At 64.6% G+C, this 15,584-nt stretch carries 15 protein-coding genes and 2 tRNA genes; 12 read left to right on the top strand and 5 right to left on the bottom strand.

The features are described from left to right. Positions 1 to 94: 94 nt before the first annotated feature. Complete coding sequence (locus tag IAI53_RS08590) at positions 95 to 2,017, bottom strand: PrkA family serine protein kinase (RefSeq protein WP_187717680.1); 1,923 nt, start codon at positions 2,015 to 2,017, stop codon at positions 95 to 97. A gap of 307 nt (positions 2,018 to 2,324) precedes the next feature. Between IAI53_RS08590 and tig the strand changes: the two genes are divergently transcribed. The 7 genes from tig to IAI53_RS08555 all read left to right on the top strand — a co-directional run bounded on the left by tig (position 2,325) and on the right by IAI53_RS08555 (position 9,380). Next, the gene (gene tig, locus IAI53_RS08585) at positions 2,325 to 3,638 is read left to right on the top strand and encodes a trigger factor (protein WP_187717679.1); all 1,314 of its coding nucleotides are present in this window, start codon (positions 2,325 to 2,327) and stop codon (positions 3,636 to 3,638) included. Between the two features lie 18 nt (positions 3,639 to 3,656). Beyond that, positions 3,657 to 4,295 (top strand): ATP-dependent Clp endopeptidase proteolytic subunit ClpP, encoded by a 639-nt coding sequence (gene clpP, locus IAI53_RS08580; RefSeq protein WP_187717678.1) that lies wholly within the window; start codon positions 3,657 to 3,659, stop codon positions 4,293 to 4,295. Between the two features lie 19 nt (positions 4,296 to 4,314). Continuing rightward, a complete protein-coding gene (clpX, locus tag IAI53_RS08575; RefSeq protein ID WP_187717677.1) occupies positions 4,315 to 5,583 on the top strand; it encodes an ATP-dependent Clp protease ATP-binding subunit ClpX in 1,269 nt (422 codons plus the stop codon). Positions 5,584 to 5,661: 78 nt separating this feature from the next. Next, a complete protein-coding gene (gene lon / locus IAI53_RS08570; protein WP_187717676.1) occupies positions 5,662 to 8,082 on the top strand; it encodes an endopeptidase La in 2,421 nt (806 codons plus the stop codon). A gap of 235 nt (positions 8,083 to 8,317) precedes the next feature. Further along, a complete protein-coding gene (locus IAI53_RS08565) occupies positions 8,318 to 8,590 on the top strand; it encodes an HU family DNA-binding protein (RefSeq protein WP_136346463.1) in 273 nt (90 codons plus the stop codon). A 45-nt stretch (positions 8,591 to 8,635) separates the two neighbouring features. Next, positions 8,636 to 8,711 (top strand) — tRNA-Val (locus IAI53_RS08560). Positions 8,712 to 8,867: 156 nt separating this feature from the next. Continuing rightward, positions 8,868 to 9,380, top strand: coding sequence for an RrF2 family transcriptional regulator (locus IAI53_RS08555; RefSeq protein WP_187717675.1), 513 nt, complete (start codon positions 8,868 to 8,870; stop codon positions 9,378 to 9,380). Here the strand turns inward: IAI53_RS08555 and IAI53_RS08550 are convergent. The 4 genes from IAI53_RS08550 to IAI53_RS08535 all read right to left on the bottom strand — a co-directional run bounded on the left by IAI53_RS08550 (position 9,321) and on the right by IAI53_RS08535 (position 11,785). Beyond that, on the bottom strand, positions 9,321 to 10,475 hold the full coding sequence (locus tag IAI53_RS08550) for a DUF8744 domain-containing protein (RefSeq protein ID WP_225433188.1): 1,155 nt from the start codon (positions 10,473 to 10,475) through the stop codon (positions 9,321 to 9,323). The genes IAI53_RS08555 and IAI53_RS08550 overlap by 60 nt on opposite strands. Further along, positions 10,432 to 10,758, bottom strand: a complete 327-nt coding sequence (locus tag IAI53_RS08545; protein ID WP_187717674.1) for a metal-sulfur cluster assembly factor — start codon at positions 10,756 to 10,758, stop codon at positions 10,432 to 10,434. Before IAI53_RS08545 ends, IAI53_RS08550 begins: the two co-directional genes overlap by 44 nt. Before the next feature lie 48 nt (positions 10,759 to 10,806). After that, the gene (locus IAI53_RS08540) at positions 10,807 to 11,076 is read right to left on the bottom strand and encodes a hypothetical protein (RefSeq protein ID WP_187717673.1); all 270 of its coding nucleotides are present in this window, start codon (positions 11,074 to 11,076) and stop codon (positions 10,807 to 10,809) included. Positions 11,077 to 11,206: 130 nt separating this feature from the next. Continuing rightward, on the bottom strand, positions 11,207 to 11,785 hold the full coding sequence (locus IAI53_RS08535) for a YIP1 family protein (protein ID WP_187717672.1): 579 nt from the start codon (positions 11,783 to 11,785) through the stop codon (positions 11,207 to 11,209). A gap of 162 nt (positions 11,786 to 11,947) precedes the next feature. Between IAI53_RS08535 and IAI53_RS08530 the strand changes: the two genes are divergently transcribed. From IAI53_RS08530 to gltX, 5 genes are all read left to right on the top strand, one after another. After that, complete coding sequence (locus IAI53_RS08530) at positions 11,948 to 12,427, top strand: MarR family winged helix-turn-helix transcriptional regulator (RefSeq protein ID WP_187717671.1); 480 nt, start codon at positions 11,948 to 11,950, stop codon at positions 12,425 to 12,427. Positions 12,428 to 12,470: 43 nt separating this feature from the next. After that, positions 12,471 to 12,545, top strand: a tRNA-Val gene (locus tag IAI53_RS08525). A 247-nt stretch (positions 12,546 to 12,792) separates the two neighbouring features. Further along, complete coding sequence (locus IAI53_RS08520; RefSeq protein ID WP_187718001.1) at positions 12,793 to 13,344, top strand: GspH/FimT family pseudopilin; 552 nt, start codon at positions 12,793 to 12,795, stop codon at positions 13,342 to 13,344. 127 nt (positions 13,345 to 13,471) lie between these two features. Beyond that, on the top strand, positions 13,472 to 14,092 hold the full coding sequence (locus IAI53_RS08515) for a CoA pyrophosphatase (RefSeq protein ID WP_432813917.1): 621 nt from the start codon (positions 13,472 to 13,474) through the stop codon (positions 14,090 to 14,092). Positions 14,093 to 14,167: 75 nt separating this feature from the next. Beyond that, positions 14,168 to 15,565: a glutamate--tRNA ligase gene (gltX, locus tag IAI53_RS08510; RefSeq protein WP_187717669.1), complete on the top strand. Its 1,398-nt coding sequence runs from the start codon at positions 14,168 to 14,170 to the stop codon at positions 15,563 to 15,565. The last annotated feature ends 19 nt before the right edge of the window (positions 15,566 to 15,584 follow it).

Genomic DNA, 15,584 nt, shown 5'->3' with positions numbered 1-15,584 from the left:
CGGCGCCCCGAGCGGACGGGGCGCCGGCCATGTCAGTGGCCTGTGGTCGTGGGCTCGGCCATCGGGGCCGGGCGTGGTGGTGGCCGGACCGGACTCAGGTGCTCTTGCGCACCCGCAGATACCATTCGCACAGCAGGCGCACCTGCTTCTCGGTGTAGCCCTTCTCGATCATGCGATTGACGAAGTCCTGGTGCTTCTTCTGCTCGTCGGCGCTGGCCTTGGCGTTGAAGCTGATCACCGGCAGCAGGTCCTCGGTGTTGGAGAACATCTTCTTCTCGATCACCCCGCGCAGCTTCTCGTAGCTGGTCCAGCTCGGGTTCTTGCCGCCGTTCTTGGCCCGCGCGCGCAGCACGAAGTTGACCACCTCGTTGCGGAAGTCCTTCGGGTTGCTGATGCCGGCCGGCTTCTCGATCTTCTCCAGCTCGTCGTTGAGCGCGTTGCGGTCGAGGATCTCGCCGGTGTTGGGGTCGCGGAACTCCTGGTCCTGGATCCAGAAGTCGGCGTAGGTGCAGTAGCGGTCGAAGATGTTCTGCCCGTACTCGGAATAGCTCTCCAGGTAGGCGGTCTGGATCTCCTTGCCGATGAACTCGGCGTAGCGTGGCGCGAGGAATTCCTTGATGTAGCCCAGGTAGCGCGCTTCGGTTTCGGGGGTGTATTGCTCCTGCTCGATCTGCTGCTCGAGTACGTACATCAGGTGCACCGGGTTGGCCGCGACTTCGCGATGGTCGAAGTTGAATACACGTGACAGCACCTTGAAGGCGAAGCGGGTGGACAGGCCGGTCATGCCTTCGTCCACCCCGGCGTAGTCGCGGTATTCCTGGAAACTCTTCGCCTTGGGGTCGGTGTCCTTGAGGTTCTCGCCGTCGTAGATCCGCATCTTGGAATAGATGCTGGAGTTCTCCGGCTCCTTCAGGCGCGAGAGCACGGCGAACTGTCCCATCATGCGCAGGGTGTCGGGCGCGCAGGGCGCTTCCGACAGCGAGCTGTTGGTGAGCAGCTTCTCGTAGATGCGGATCTCGTCGGACACGCGCAGGCAGTAGGGCACCTTGACGGTGAAGATGCGGTCGAGGAAGGCCTCGTTGTTCTTGTTGTTCTTGAAGGCCACCCACTCGGACTCGTTGGAGTGCGCCATCACGATGCCGTCGAAGGGAATCGCGCCGAAGCCTTCGGTGCCCTTGTAGTTGCCCTCCTGGGTGGCGGTGAGCAGCGGGTGCAGCACCTTGATCGGCGCCTTGAACATCTCCACGAATTCGAGCAGGCCGCGGTTGGCCAGGCACAGGCCGCCGGAGTAGCTGTAGGCGTCCGGGTCGTCCTGCGAGTACTGCTCCAGCTTGCGGATGTCGATCTTGCCGACCAGCGAGGAAATGTCCTGGTTGTTCTCATCGCCCGGCTCGGTCTTGGCCACGGCGATCTGGCGCAGTACCGAGGGGCGCAGCTTGACCACGCGGAACCTGGTGATGTCGCCGCCGAACTCGTGCAGGCGCTTGACCGCCCACGGGCTCATGATGGTGTTGAGATAGCGCCGCGGGATGCCGAAGTCGTCCTCGAGCAGCGCGCCGTCCTCCTCGGGGTCGAACAGCCCCAGCGGGGACTCGTGCACCGGCGAACCTTTGATGGCGTAGAAGGGCACCTTCTCGATCAGGCTCTTGAGCTTTTCCGCCAGCGAGGACTTGCCGCCGCCGACCGGGCCGAGCAGGTAGAGGATCTGTTTCTTTTCCTCCAGTCCCTGGGCGCCGTGTCGGAAGTACGACACGATGTGCTCGATGACTTCCTCCATGCCGTAGAAGTCGCGGAAGGCCGGGTAGAGGCGCAGCACCTTGTTGGAGAAGATGCGCGACAGGCGCGGATCAAGGCGGGTGTCCACCAGCTCCGGCTCGCCGATCGCCATCAGCATGCGTTCCGCCGAGGTCGCGTAGGCTGAACGATCGTGCCTGCAAAGCTCCAGGTACTCCTGGATGGACATCTCTTCTTCACGGGCCGATTCAAAGCGCGTCTGGTACGCGTTGAAGATGCTCATGTCGCCGCTCCTCCGTTGTGGATGCCGGCCTGTGCTGCGGTTTGCCCGCCGCATGTCCGGCTGTGTCCGCGTCATTCATGAGATAGGGGGGCATGTCGCGAGTTCCGCCCCCGCGAGGACCTTTTTGCATCGGCCCGTGACGCATTCTCCGCCCGCGGGGACGCTGGAAGGAAGGCCCCGGGGCTGTGCTAGAATCGAAATTTGTTCGCAACACGCGTCCGCACATTCCCGGCCAGTCGCCGCTCCGGTCAGACCCGTCCGGCAGCGCGGCAAGGACGCAATCAATTGACTTCTCAGGGATCATTTAATGCAAACCAACCAGGAATCGCAAAGCTCGCTCGAGCGCCGTATCGACATGTCCGTGCCGATGGCGGCCATCGACCAGGAAGTGGCCACCCGCCTGAAGCGCATGGCCCGCTCCGTGAAGATGCCCGGCTTCCGTCCGGGCAAGGTGCCGATGAAGATCGTCGAGCAGACCCACGGTGCCCAGGCGCGCTCCGAGGCGATCGGTGCTGCAGTTGAAAAGGCTTTCGTCGAGCAGGTCCGGGAACAGAACTTGCGTGTGGCTGGTTACCCGCGCATCGAGCCGAAGCAGGCCGAGGGCGAGGGCAGCAGCGAAGCGCTGGAGTTCACCGCGGTGTTCGAGGTCTATCCCGAGATCGTGCCGGCTGAGCTGAAGGACAGCGAGATCGAGCGTCCGGTGCTGGAAGTGGGCGATGCCGAAGTCGACAAGACCCTGGACGTGCTGCGCAAGCAGCGCACCACCTTCGAAGCGGCCGACAAGGCTGCCGAGAGCGGTGACCGGGTGAGCATCGACTTCACCGGCCGCAAGGATGGCGAGGTGTTCGAAGGCGGCCAGGCACAGGATTTCCCCTTCGTGCTGGGTGCCGGCGCGATGCTGAAGGATTTCGAGGACGCGGTGGGCGGTCTCAAGGTAGGCGAGAGCAAGACCTTCGACATGACCTTCCCTGAGGACTACCACGCCGCCAACCTGGCTGGCCAGACGGTGCAGTTCGAAGTGACGCTGAAGAAGGTCGAGGCGCCCCGCCTGCCGGAAGTCGATGCCGACTTCGCCCGTGCGATGGGCGTGGCCGACGGCGACGTCGCAAAGCTGCGCGAGGAAGTGAAGACCAACCTGGAGCGCGAAGTGAAGCGCCGCATCCAGGCGAAGGTGAAGGAACAGGTGATGGAAGCCCTGCTGGCGGCCAACCCGATCGAGGTGCCCAAGGCGCTGGTCGAAGCCGAAGCCCAGCAGCTGGCCGAGAACGCCAAGCGTGACCTGGAAGCCCGCGGCATGAAGACCAAGGACATCCCGGTGAACGCGAGCTGGTTCATGGACCAGGCGGTGCGCCGCGTCAAGCTGGGCCTGATCATGGCCGAGCTGGTCAAGGCCAAGGAACTGCACGCCAAGCCGGAGCAGATCCGTGCGCTGGTCGAGGAGATGGCGCAGAGCTACGAGGATCCGGCGGAACTGGTGCGCTGGTACTATGCCCAGCCGGAGCGCCTGGCGCAGGCCGAGGCGGTGGTGATCGAGGACAACGTCGTCGCCTGGGCGGTGGCTGAGGCCAAGACCACCGACAAGGCGGTGTCTTTTGACGAACTGATGGGCAATGCGGCCTAAACCGCGGAAGAGCGAGCGATGAACAACGGAACACCACAGCATGGCAGCACCTGGGAACCGGTCGGTCTCGGCCTGGTTCCGATGGTGGTCGAACAGAGCGGGCGCGGCGAACGCGCCTACGACATCTATTCGCGCCTCCTGAAGGAGCGGGTGGTGTTCCTGGTCGGCCCGGTCAACGACGTCACCGCCAACCTGATCGTCGCTCAGCTGCTCTTCCTCGAGTCGGAGAACCCCGACAAGGACATCCATTTCTACATCAATTCCCCCGGCGGTTCGGTGAGCGCCGGCATGGCGATCTACGACACCATGCAGTTCATCAAGCCGAACGTCAGCACCCTGTGCATCGGCCAGGCGGCCAGCATGGGCGCCTTCCTGCTGGCGGCCGGGGAGAAGGGCAAGCGCTACTGCCTGCCCAACTCGCGGGTGATGATTCACCAGCCGCTGGGCGGCTTCCAGGGCCAGGCTTCGGACATCGAGATCCACGCCCGCGAGATCCTTTACCTGCGCGGCCGGCTCAACGACATGCTGGCCAAGCACACCGGTCAGAAGATCGAGCAGATCGAGAAGGACACCGATCGCGACAACTTCATGTCGGCGACTGCGGCCGTCGAGTACGGCCTGGTCGACCAGGTGCTGACCAGCCGCACCGATTCCTGAGAGCCAAGCGAGGAAGACCATGACGGAAAAGAAGACGGGCGGCGACAAGCTGCTGTACTGCTCGTTCTGCGGCAAGAGCCAGCACGAGGTCCGCAAGTTGATCGCGGGACCGTCGGTCTTCATCTGCGACGAGTGCATCGAGCTGTGCAACGACATCATCCGCGACGAGATCGCGGGCGATGCCGCGGCCGAGGGCGAGGGCAACAGCCTGCCCACGCCGCAGGAGATCTGCGACATCCTCGACCAGTACGTGATCGGCCAGGGCCAGGCCAAGCGCAACCTCGCGGTGGCGGTGTACAACCACTACAAGCGCCTGCGCCACATCTCCGGACGTGACGACGAGGTGGAGCTCTCGAAGAGCAACATCCTGCTGATCGGCCCCACCGGTTCCGGCAAGACGCTGCTCGCGCAGACCCTTGCACGCCTGCTCAACGTGCCCTTCGTGATGGCCGACGCCACCACCCTGACCGAAGCCGGCTATGTGGGCGAGGACGTCGAGAACATCATCCAGAAGCTGCTGCAGAAGTGCGACTACGATGTCGACAAGGCGCAGCATGGCATCGTCTACATCGACGAGATCGACAAGATCTCGCGCAAGTCGGACAACCCGTCGATCACCCGCGACGTGTCCGGCGAGGGTGTGCAGCAGGCGCTGCTCAAGCTGATCGAAGGCACCATCGCCTCGATTCCGCCGCAGGGCGGGCGCAAGCATCCCAACCAGGATTTCATTCAGGTCGACACCACCAACATCCTGTTCGTCTGCGGCGGCGCGTTCGACGGCCTGGACAAGGTCATCCGCAACCGCACCGAAAGGGCCGGCATCGGCTTCGGCGCCGAGGTGAAGAGCCGCCAGGGCAAGAACCTGACCGAGACCTTCCGCCAGGTCGAGCCGGAAGACCTGGTCAAGTTCGGTCTGATCCCCGAGTTTGTCGGCCGCCTGCCCGTGGTGGCCACGCTGCAGGAACTCGACGAGGAAGCGCTGATCCAGATCCTGGTGGAGCCGAAGAACGCGCTGGTCAAGCAGTACCAGAAGCTGTTCGCGATGGAGAACGTCGATCTCGAGTTCCGCCAGGCCGCCCTGCACGCCGTGGCGCGCAAGGCCATCCGTCGCAAGACCGGCGCGCGCGGGCTGCGGTCGATTCTGGAAGCGGCGCTGCTGGACATCATGTACGAACTGCCTACGATGAAATCGGTGGAGAAGGTCGTCATCGACGAGAACACCATCGAGGAAGGCGCGAAACCCCTGCTCATCTACGCTGATCAGCAAAAAGTTTCCGGCTCCAACTGATCATTGTCACCCTCGTTGCTTGAAATCACCGCTTGAGCCCATATCTGGGCTCAACGCGTCTTGGAAAGGGTAAATAACATGTCAGGCCCGCTTGACCTCCCCAACGAACAACAGGAAATGCCGCTGCTGCCACTGCGCGACGTAGTGGTGTTTCCGCACATGGTGATCCCGCTCTTCGTGGGTCGCCCGAAGTCCATCAAGGCGCTGGAAAACGCCATGGAGGCGGGCAAGAGCATCCTGCTGGTGGCGCAGAAGTCCGCTGCCAAGGACGAGCCGGGTGCCGAGGACCTCTACGACATCGGCTGCATCGCCAACATCCTGCAGATGCTCAAGCTGCCGGACGGCACCATCAAGGTGCTGGTCGAAGGCGTGCAGCGCGCCCGGCTGGATTCGGTCGATGACCTGCGCAGCGTGTTCGTCGCCCGTGTCACGCCCATCCCGTCGTCCGACGTGGGCAACAACGAGGTCGAGGCCATGCGCCGGGCGATCATTGCCCAGTTCGACCAGTACGTGAAGCTCAACAAGAAGATCCCGCCGGAGATCCTCACCTCCCTGTCGGGCATCGAGGAAGCCGGCCGCCTGGCCGACACCATCGCCGCCCACCTGCCGCTCAAGCTCGAGCAGAAGCAGGAAGTGCTGGAGATGTTCAACACCGGCGAGCGCCTGGAGCGCCTGCTCACCCAGCTCGAGACCGAGCTCGACATCCTGCAGGTGGAGAAGCGCATCCGCGGGCGCGTCAAGCGCCAGATGGAGAAGAGCCAGCGCGAGTACTACCTCAACGAGCAGGTCAAGGCGATCCAGAAGGAGCTCGGCGAAGGCGAGGAAGGCGCCGATCTCGAAGAGATGGAGCGCAAGATCAAGTCGGTCGGCATGCCGAAGGACGCACTCGCCAAGGTCCAGGCGGAGTTCAAGAAACTGCGCCTGATGTCGCCGATGTCCGCGGAAGCCACCGTGGTGCGCAACTACATCGAGACCCTGATCAACCTGCCGTGGAAAAAGAAGTCCCGCGTCAGCAAGGATCTGGCCGCGGCCGAGAAGATCCTCGACAGGGACCACTACGGCCTGGAGCGGGTCAAGGAACGCATCGTCGAGTACCTCGCCGTGCAGCAGCGGGTGGACAAGGTCAAGGCGCCCATCCTGTGCCTGGTCGGTCCTCCGGGCGTGGGCAAGACCTCGCTCGGCCAGTCGATTGCCAAGGCCACCAACCGCAAGTTCGTGCGCATGGCGCTGGGCGGCGTGCGTGACGAGGCCGAGATCCGCGGCCACCGCCGCACCTACATCGGTTCCATGCCGGGCAAGATCCTGCAGAACATGAACAAGGTCGGGGTGAAGAACCCGCTGTTCCTGCTCGACGAGGTGGACAAGCTGGGCCAGGACTTCCGCGGCGACCCCTCGTCGGCGCTGCTCGAGGTGCTGGACCCGGAGCAGAACCATACCTTCCAGGATCACTACGTCGAGGTCGATTTCGACCTCTCCGACGTGATGTTCGTGGCCACCGCGAACACCATGAACATCCCGGCGCCGCTGCTCGACCGCATGGAGGTGATCCGCCTGTCGGGCTACACCGAGGACGAGAAGGTCAACATCGCCCAGCGTTACCTGCTGCCCAAGCAGATGAAGAACAACGGGCTGAAGCGCGACGAACTGTCGGTGACCGAAGAGGCCCTGCGCGACGTGGTGCGCTACTACACCCGCGAGGCGGGCGTGCGCAGCCTGGAGCGCGAGATCTCCAAGATCTGCCGCAAGGTGGTGAAGTCGCTGGTGCTGCGTGCGCGTTCGAGCAAGATCGTGGTCAACGCGAAGAACCTCGACAAGTACCTGGGCGTGCGCAAGTACAGCTTTGGCATGGCCGAGAAGGAGAACCAGATCGGCCAGGTTACCGGCCTGGCGTGGACCGAGGTCGGCGGCGAACTGCTCACCGTGGAAGCGGTGGTACTGCCCGGCAAGGGCAAGGTGATGACCACCGGCAAGCTCGGCGAGGTCATGCAGGAGTCCATCCAGGCCGCGCTGTCGGTGGTGCGCAAGCGCGCCCGCTCGCTCGGTATCGACGGCGACTTCTACCAGAAGAGCGACATCCACATCCACCTGCCCGAGGGTGCGATCCCGAAGGACGGTCCGTCGGCGGGCGTGGCCATCTCCACCGCGCTGGTCTCGGTGCTCACTGGCATCCCGGTGCGCTGCGACGTGGCGATGACCGGCGAGATCACCCTGCGTGGTGAAGTGCTGGCCATCGGCGGTCTCAAGGAGAAGCTGCTGGCCGCAGTGCGTGGTGGCATCACCACGGCGCTGATCCCGGAAGAGAACGTCAAGGACCTCGCCGAGATTCCTGAGAACATCAAGAACTCGATCGAGATCCTGCCGGTGAAGTGGATCGACCAAGTGCTCAAGCACGCCCTCGAACGCCAGCCCGAACCGCTCCCCGAGGTCGAGGAGGAGAAGGCGCCGGCAGTGGCGCAGGCGGTAGAGGACGGAAGCGCGCCGAAGATTCGCGCACACTGACGCCTCTGACCATTGGAGGATCGAAACGGCATGCGGCCACCCGGCGCATGCCGTTTTCTTTTCGTCCTTTGTAACGTTCGGGATATTGGGCGGTAACACCCTTGACATGCCGGAATTGCGCGGGCTATAAAGCCGGTGCAAGCTTCAACGCATTTGGAATGGCCCTGAATGCCGCGCCGGCTCAGGGATTGCGCGTTTTTATCGTGTTGCATTCGAATCCGAAGAGGGGGCATAAGTGAATAAATCCGAACTGATTGACGAGATCGCGGCCAAGGCCGAAATTTCCAAGTCCGCCGCCGGTAAGGCGCTCGATGCCGCCATTGCGGCCGTCAAGCAGGCCCTGAAGAAAGATGACAGTGTCACTCTGGTTGGATTCGGCACTTTCTACGTCGGTGAGCGCGCGGCGCGTACCGGACGCAACCCCCGCACCGGCAAGAGCATCAAGATCAAGGCCGCCAAGGTGCCCAAGTTCCGCGCTGGCAAAGCCCTGAAAGATGCAGTAAACTGACGGGCTCGTCTGGGCGCGGTACTCTCGCCGCAACCAGTGCGGTGCGGGTGCTTAGCTCAGTTGGTAGAGCGCTAGCCTTACAAGCTGGATGTCGGCGGTTCGATCCCGTCAGCACCCACCAGATTTCACATGAAGCCCGGACCTGTTCCGGGCTTTGTCTTGTCAGGGGCTGCCGTCAAGTACGATGACAGCTTGCCGTCCTCCGACGAGGATGCATGCCGGCCGCCGGGCAGCGGCATTTGCCTGCGACTCCCCATCCCTTTCCCCGAGCTGAGCGATGCACCTTACCCAGCACACCGACTATGCCCTGCGTGTTCTGATCTATCTCGGGAACAACCTCGATCGGCTGGTGACCATCGCGGAGATTTCCGGCCGCCTCGACGTTTCGCGCTCCCATCTGATGAAGGTCGCCAACGAACTCATCCGCAGCGGCTTCGTCGAGGGGCTGCGCGGCAAGGGGGGAGGCCTGCGGCTGGCCCGCGAGCCCGCCCGTATCGTCGTTGGCGACGTGGTGCGGGTGACGGAGCGCAACAAGGACATCGTGGAGTGCTTCGGACCGCAGAACCGCTGCCTGCTGACGCCGGCCTGTCAGCTGAAGGGGATACTTGCCGGGGCGCTCGATGCCTTCATGGCCGTGCTCGACCGGGCGACGCTGGCCGACCTGCTGGGGCCTGAACAAAGGCCGCTGCTCGGCCCGCAGATCCTGCATCCGGCCGCCGCGCGCGGTGCTTCAGCCCCTGCGCTTGCGCCGGCCGTGCAGCACGCTGCCAAGCATCGTCGCGACGAATAGCGCGAGCACCAGCGCGTTGGCGATGGCTCCCACCTGCTGAATGGCCATGCGTTCCCAGACGTTGCCGATGATGCGCACCAGCAGCGATGCATGCAGGGCGAGCAGAGGCAGATAGAACGCCCTCAGGTATGGAATGCGGACCTGCACGATCGCCGGAAAGATGATGGGTGCGTGGCCGAAGACCATGGAGAACACGAAGCCGAGCGTGGTCGCGTGAATGGCGGCATCGCGCAGGGGGGCGCCGGGCACGAAGGCGCCTGCCAGGGCCAGTGCTCCGCCCAGCGCAAGCCATGCATAGCCGCCGAGCAGACACCAGGCGATGAAGCGCGCCAGTCCATCCAGATGCAGGTTGCGCCGCGCGATGTCATAGCGCAGCAGCCACAATGCCAGGGCGAACATCCCCGCGCCAAGCGCGCCCAGACCGAGCGTGGATGAGAATGCGCTGCCCACTGCGCCTGCCAGAATGGTCAGGCTGATGGCGATGAACAGCGGCCGGGATGCCGGACGAACCGGCATCAGCCGAGTGAGCTCCAGCCGCTCGGCTGCGATGGTGAGGACCAGGAAGCTGAGCCACCATGGAACGGCAGCGGAGACTGCACCGGTGGATAGCCAGACCAGGCAGCCTGCCAGCCATGCGAGGGCGCCTGCGCCGAGCATGACGGTGAACAAGGCGCATTGGCGCAGTACGACCCGGATGCTGCCGGCAACCAGGAGTGTCGCGGCCAGAATGAACAAGTATTGCGCGGCGACAGGGGGGGCGCCGGCGACCAAGGCGATGCCGCCGGCTCCCGACGCTGCCGGCGCGAGATAGGTCCAGGAGTCGCCCAGCGCGACTGCGCGCTCGAGGCTGATGACCGTGCCGAAGAAACCGCAGACGAGCAATGCCCCGTGCAGTCCGGCCAGTTGGGCGCCGCTTGCGGGAACGGCGATGCCCAAGCGTGCCAAGCCCGCGAGGAGGCCAAACACGAGCGCCAGCATGCCTAGGACGAGCAGCGGGATGCGGGTCCGCGGATTGCGGCCAAACGAGATCGGCATGGGCGCGACGGTCAGTTCAGTGGCCGGGCTTCCAGCCGAAGTGCGCTCGTGCGCTGCCATCCATGCGCTCCGGTGTCCATGGTGGGTCCCACACCAGCGCCAGATCGATGCGGATCTCCTTCGGCAAGGCGGCGTCGAGCACGCGGTCGATGTCGTCGAGGATCATCTCCCCCATGGGGCAGGCGGGCGAAGTCATCGTCATGCGGATGCTGACCAGTTCGGGCGATACGTCGATGCCGTAGATCAGTCCGAGGTCGACGATGTTGATGCCGACCTCGGGGTCTATGACCTGCCGCAGCAGATCACGAATGAAGCTCTCGTCGAAGGCAGGTTCTTTGGACATGGCCTGTTCCATGGACTGCGGCGGCGACTGCCGGCAGGGGTGGAGCCCTCAACCGGCGTTCAGGTTGCCGAGATGGCGGTGGGCGGCGTGCCTTGCAACATACCCGAGTTTGAAGCCTGCAGCGAGTACCGGGAGGGCCAGGTGCGCGGCGATCTGCCCGGCGAGGGAGAAGTGGTTGGCCAGCGGATAGGCGATCACGGCGGCGATGATGCATCCGGCAGCGGTCAGTGCCATCGTCATGCGACCCAGCATCAGGATCTGGGTCGCATCCAGCGGAAAGGGATGCTCGTCGGCACCGGGAGCTTGAACGGTTTGCATGCTGCGGCCTCTCGAACGTGGTTGACGTTGAAGAGGAATATAAAATGAAACTTTAAAAAGAGTCAAACGAAACGCATCTTAAAGTTGCGCACTGCCGCCACATGGTCCGCCCGCGCTTCTCGAGCGCCGCTCAGCGTGCGATCAGCAGCGGTATCAGTGCGGCGCTCAGGATCGACAGCCAGGCAAGGAGGCCGGTCGCAATGGTGATGTTCGCGACCTCGGCGGCAACGACCTCGTCACGGATGTCGAGCAGCGCGCCGACGCCGCGGTACACCAGCGAGGCCGACCCCAGCAAGGCGAGGGCGGGTATCGTGAGGGCGAGGGCCGCGCTGTCCTGGAAGAGCACCAGGGACGACAGCCACAGCGGGACCGGCGCCACCGCAGCGATGGTGAAGGCGGGGCGGTGCTCGCCGGTTCCGCCGTTCGAGCGCGAAAGCGTTTGCAGGAGGCGCGCCATGAGCGGCACCGTGAGCAGTTCCAGCACGAGGAACAGGGCCGCAACGGACCACCACACCCAGGGCGCCACGGACGGAAAGTGGACGCTGCCGATATGCCCGCCGGCGTGGATCAGCATCAGGGGCGGGAGCAGGGACAATGGCAGGACAAGGTGCAGGAACATGGCCGCGATCGCCGGACGCGTCCGGGCGAGGCGCGCCCATCCTGCGCTTGAAGACCACAACATGCGGGGATACTCCAGAAACTCGCTCATGTCATCTCCGTGGATCCTCGGCCAGAATCCTTGCAATCATTGTCGGGATGAGGCAAACCAAGGGTGCCGGGGTTTAAATGCATCACAGTTTGATATTAAATGCTGCGTGCCATCTTGCAAGTCAGGATTTTCCGCAGATGAAGCGAGACGAGGGAGAGACGAATGAGTGACAGGCAGGCGGTTTCAAAGGAGGAGATCGAGGCGCTCGCCCATTTCCGCTATCAGCTGCGCCGCTTCGAGCGTTTCTCGGAGGTGCTCACCCGCAAGCACGGCGTGACCCAACTCCAGTACCTGCTGCTTCTGCAGATCAAGGGCTTTCCGCAGCGCGACTGGGTGACCATTGCAGAACTGGCCGAGCGGCTGCAGGCCCATCATCATGGCGTGGTGTCGCTCCTTACGCGCTGCGAGAAGCTTGGCCTGGTCATGCGCAGCACCGGGCGGGACGACCGCCGTACGGTGGAGGTCAGGCTCACGCCGCACGGCGACGAGTTGGTCACGCTCCTGGCGGGTCTGCATCGCAATGAACTGCTGTCCGTCCAGGACGTGTTCGCGGTGCCGAACCGCGAAACGCTCACGCTCGGTGTGCAGGAGGTCGAGGCTGCGCCGATACGAGGTGAAGGCGGGGGTTCAGGCGGAGCTTGACTGCCCGAAATCCGTCCACTAGAATGCGCGCTTCTTCGCCGAGGGGCGGTTAGCTCAGCGGTAGAGCACTGCCTTCACACGGCAGGGGTCACTGGTTCGATCCCAGTACCGCCCACCACCTCCTCAGGTGCCCAAAGCGAAGATCACGACACCCTCGGTGTCGATCAGCCAAGCCGCTCACGAAAGCCGTGCGCGGCTTTTTGCCGTCTACTCCCGGGGTTTTGCTCGCCTGGTGCGCGCGATGTTTGGATCGGGGGCGATGGCTCGGTGCGTTGATAGACGGTAAATGACATTTGCAATATCTGGGGTGTTCTCTAGAATGCATACGTCATTGTTGATCGGCATCCAGAGCCATGTCCGTGCCTATGCCAGCCTCCGGCATCGTCTCCGGCCGTGTTGCGAGCGGCTTCAGCTTGGTCGAGTTGATGCTGGTGCTCGCCGTCCTCGCGGTCCTCGCCGCTATCGCCGTGCCGTCGTACGAGGCACTGATGCGCAATGCCCGTCTCTCGACCACCTCGGGCGAACTCTTCGCGGCGCTCTTCCATGCGCGCTCCGAGGCCATCAGGCGAGGACGACGGGCGACGCTATGCACCAGCGCCGATGGCGAATCCTGCACGGCGGGAATCGGTTGGGAACCGGGCTGGATACTTTTCGATGATGAGAACGGCAATGGCCAGCGTGACGCGGGAGAGGAACTCGTCCATGTGACCGGTGCGCGCAGCGACCGCCTGGCGATCCGCGGCAACGATCCGGTACGGAACTATGTGTCCTACGTGCCCTCCGGTGTCACCCGTACCGCCAGCGGCGCCCTGCAGATGGGTACGCTGACGGTGTGCGACCGTGGCCTGGCGCGCAAGATCGTCATCAGCGCCACCGGCCGGCCGCGCATGGTCGAGGGGGCCGAGTGCAACGACTAGGCGGGCCGTGAGCGGGGCAGGCATCTGCTGCGGTGCACGTTGACGCGTCATGTGGTTGTTCATACAGTGGTGCGCAGGTTTTGCCACGCCGCGCGCGGCGTCCCGGGCATTACGGACCTTACGCATCGTGACCGCAGATACCCTGTCCCCCTCGCTCGAACCCCTCTCCGCCGGCTGGTTGCGGGAGCGCTTCCTTGCCGGCAACGGGAGCGATCCGGTGCATGAGGGGGAGCCGGGCAGGGCGCTGCGCCCGGCGGCGGTGCTGGTGCCGGTGGTCGATCGCAACGATGGCCTGTCGGTACTGCTTACCCGGCGCACCGATCACCTGCATCACCACCCCGGGCAGATCAGTTTTCCCGGTGGCCGGGTGGAGGAAGCCGACACCTCGCCGGTGATGACCGCCCTGCGCGAGACCGAAGAGGAGATCGGCCTTGCGCCCGATCGCGTCGAACTGCTCGGCGAACTGGCCGACTATCACACCGGTACCGGCTTCCGGGTCACGCCGGTGGTCGGCCTGGTGCATCCGCCCTTCGAACTGTTGCTGGACGACTTCGAGGTCGCCGAGGCCTTCGAGGTGCCGCTGGCCTTCCTGCTCGATCCGGCCAACCGCCAGCGGCATCGCATGGAATACCAGGGGCGCATGCGCGAGTACTACGCGATCCCCTATGGCGACTATTTCATCTGGGGCGCGACGGCAGGGATCCTCGTGCAGATGAGCCGCTACGTCGGGGTCGCCGAGGGCGCTTGAAGGGCGCTCCAGGCTATGCCGTGGCGGCGCGGCTGGCGTAAAATCCGGCGTTTGTCCCGCTCCAGGCCCGTCCAGATGTCTTCCATCGTCCGCACCCGTTTCGCTCCCAGCCCCACCGGCTTCCTGCATATCGGCGGCGCGCGCACCGCGCTGTTCGCCTGGGCCTATGCGCGCCGCCACGGCGGGCAGTTCGTCTTGCGCATCGAGGATACCGACGTGGCGCGCTCCACGCCGGAGGCCGTGCAGGCCATCCTCGACGGCATGCAGTGGCTGGGGCTGGAGGCCGACGAAGGACCGTACTACCAGATGCAGCGCATGGATCGCTACAAGGAAGTGATCCAACAGATGCTCGCCGCCGGCACCGCCTACCACTGCTACACCTCCAAGGAAGAGCTCGACGCGCTGCGCGCCGAGCAGGAGGCGCGCAAGGAGAAGCCGCGCTACGACGGGCGCTGGCGTCCGGAGCCGGGCAAGGTGCTGCCCGAACCGCCCGCCGGCGTGCAGCCGGTGGTGCGCTTCCGCAACCCGACCGAGGGCGTGGTGGCCTGGGATGACCAGGTCAAGGGCCGCATCGAGATTGCCAACGCGGAGATGGACGACTTCATCATCGCGCGCGCCGATGGCACCCCGACCTACAACTTCTGCGTGGTGGTGGACGACTGGGACATGCGCATCACCCATGTGCTGCGCGGCGACGACCATGTGAACAACACTCCGCGGCAGATCAACGTGCTGCGCGCGCTGGGCGCCGAGGTGCCGCTGTACGGCCACCTGTCGATGATCCTCGGCGACGACGGCACCAAGCTCTCCAAGCGCCACGGTGCGGTGAGCGTGATGCAGTACTTTGATGACGGCTACCTGCCCGAGGCGGTGATCAACTACCTCGCGCGCCTGGGCTGGAGCCACGGCGACGACGAGATCTTCGGCCGCGAACAGTTCGTCGAGTGGTTCGACCTGGACCACATCACCCCTTCGGCCGCGCAGTTCAACACCGAGAAGCTCAACTGGCTCAACGCCCACTACATCAAGCAGGCCGACAACGCCCGCCTGGCCGCCGAGGTGGCGAACCGCCTGGCGCGCCGCGGGGTGAACCCGGAAAGCGGTCCGGCGCTCGAAGCGGTGATCGCGCTGTACAAGGAGCGTGTGACCAACCTCAACGAGCTGGCTGACGCGGTGGAACTGTTCGTGGTCGAGGTTCATCCGGCACCGGAAGTGGTCGGCCAGCACCTGACCGAAACCGCCCGCGCGGCGCTTGCCAGCCTGCGCGCGCGTCTCGCCGATGCGGCCTGGGACAAGGCGGCGATCAGCCAGGCGATCAAGGACACCATGGCCGAGCATGGCCTGAAGATGCCGCAGGTCGCCATTCCGCTGCGGGTGGCCCTGCTCGGCGTGCCGCAGACCCCGGCCATCGACGCGGTGGTGGAGGTGCTGGGGCGTGAGGCGGTGCTGCACCGCCTGGACCGCCATCTCTGACGCGCCCGCGCAGGCGAGC

It is taken from the genome of Thauera sedimentorum, assembly GCF_014489115.1.
Classification (GTDB): domain Bacteria; phylum Pseudomonadota; class Gammaproteobacteria; order Burkholderiales; family Rhodocyclaceae; genus Pseudothauera; species Pseudothauera sedimentorum.
This window is presented reverse-complemented; position numbering and strand designations above follow the sequence as displayed.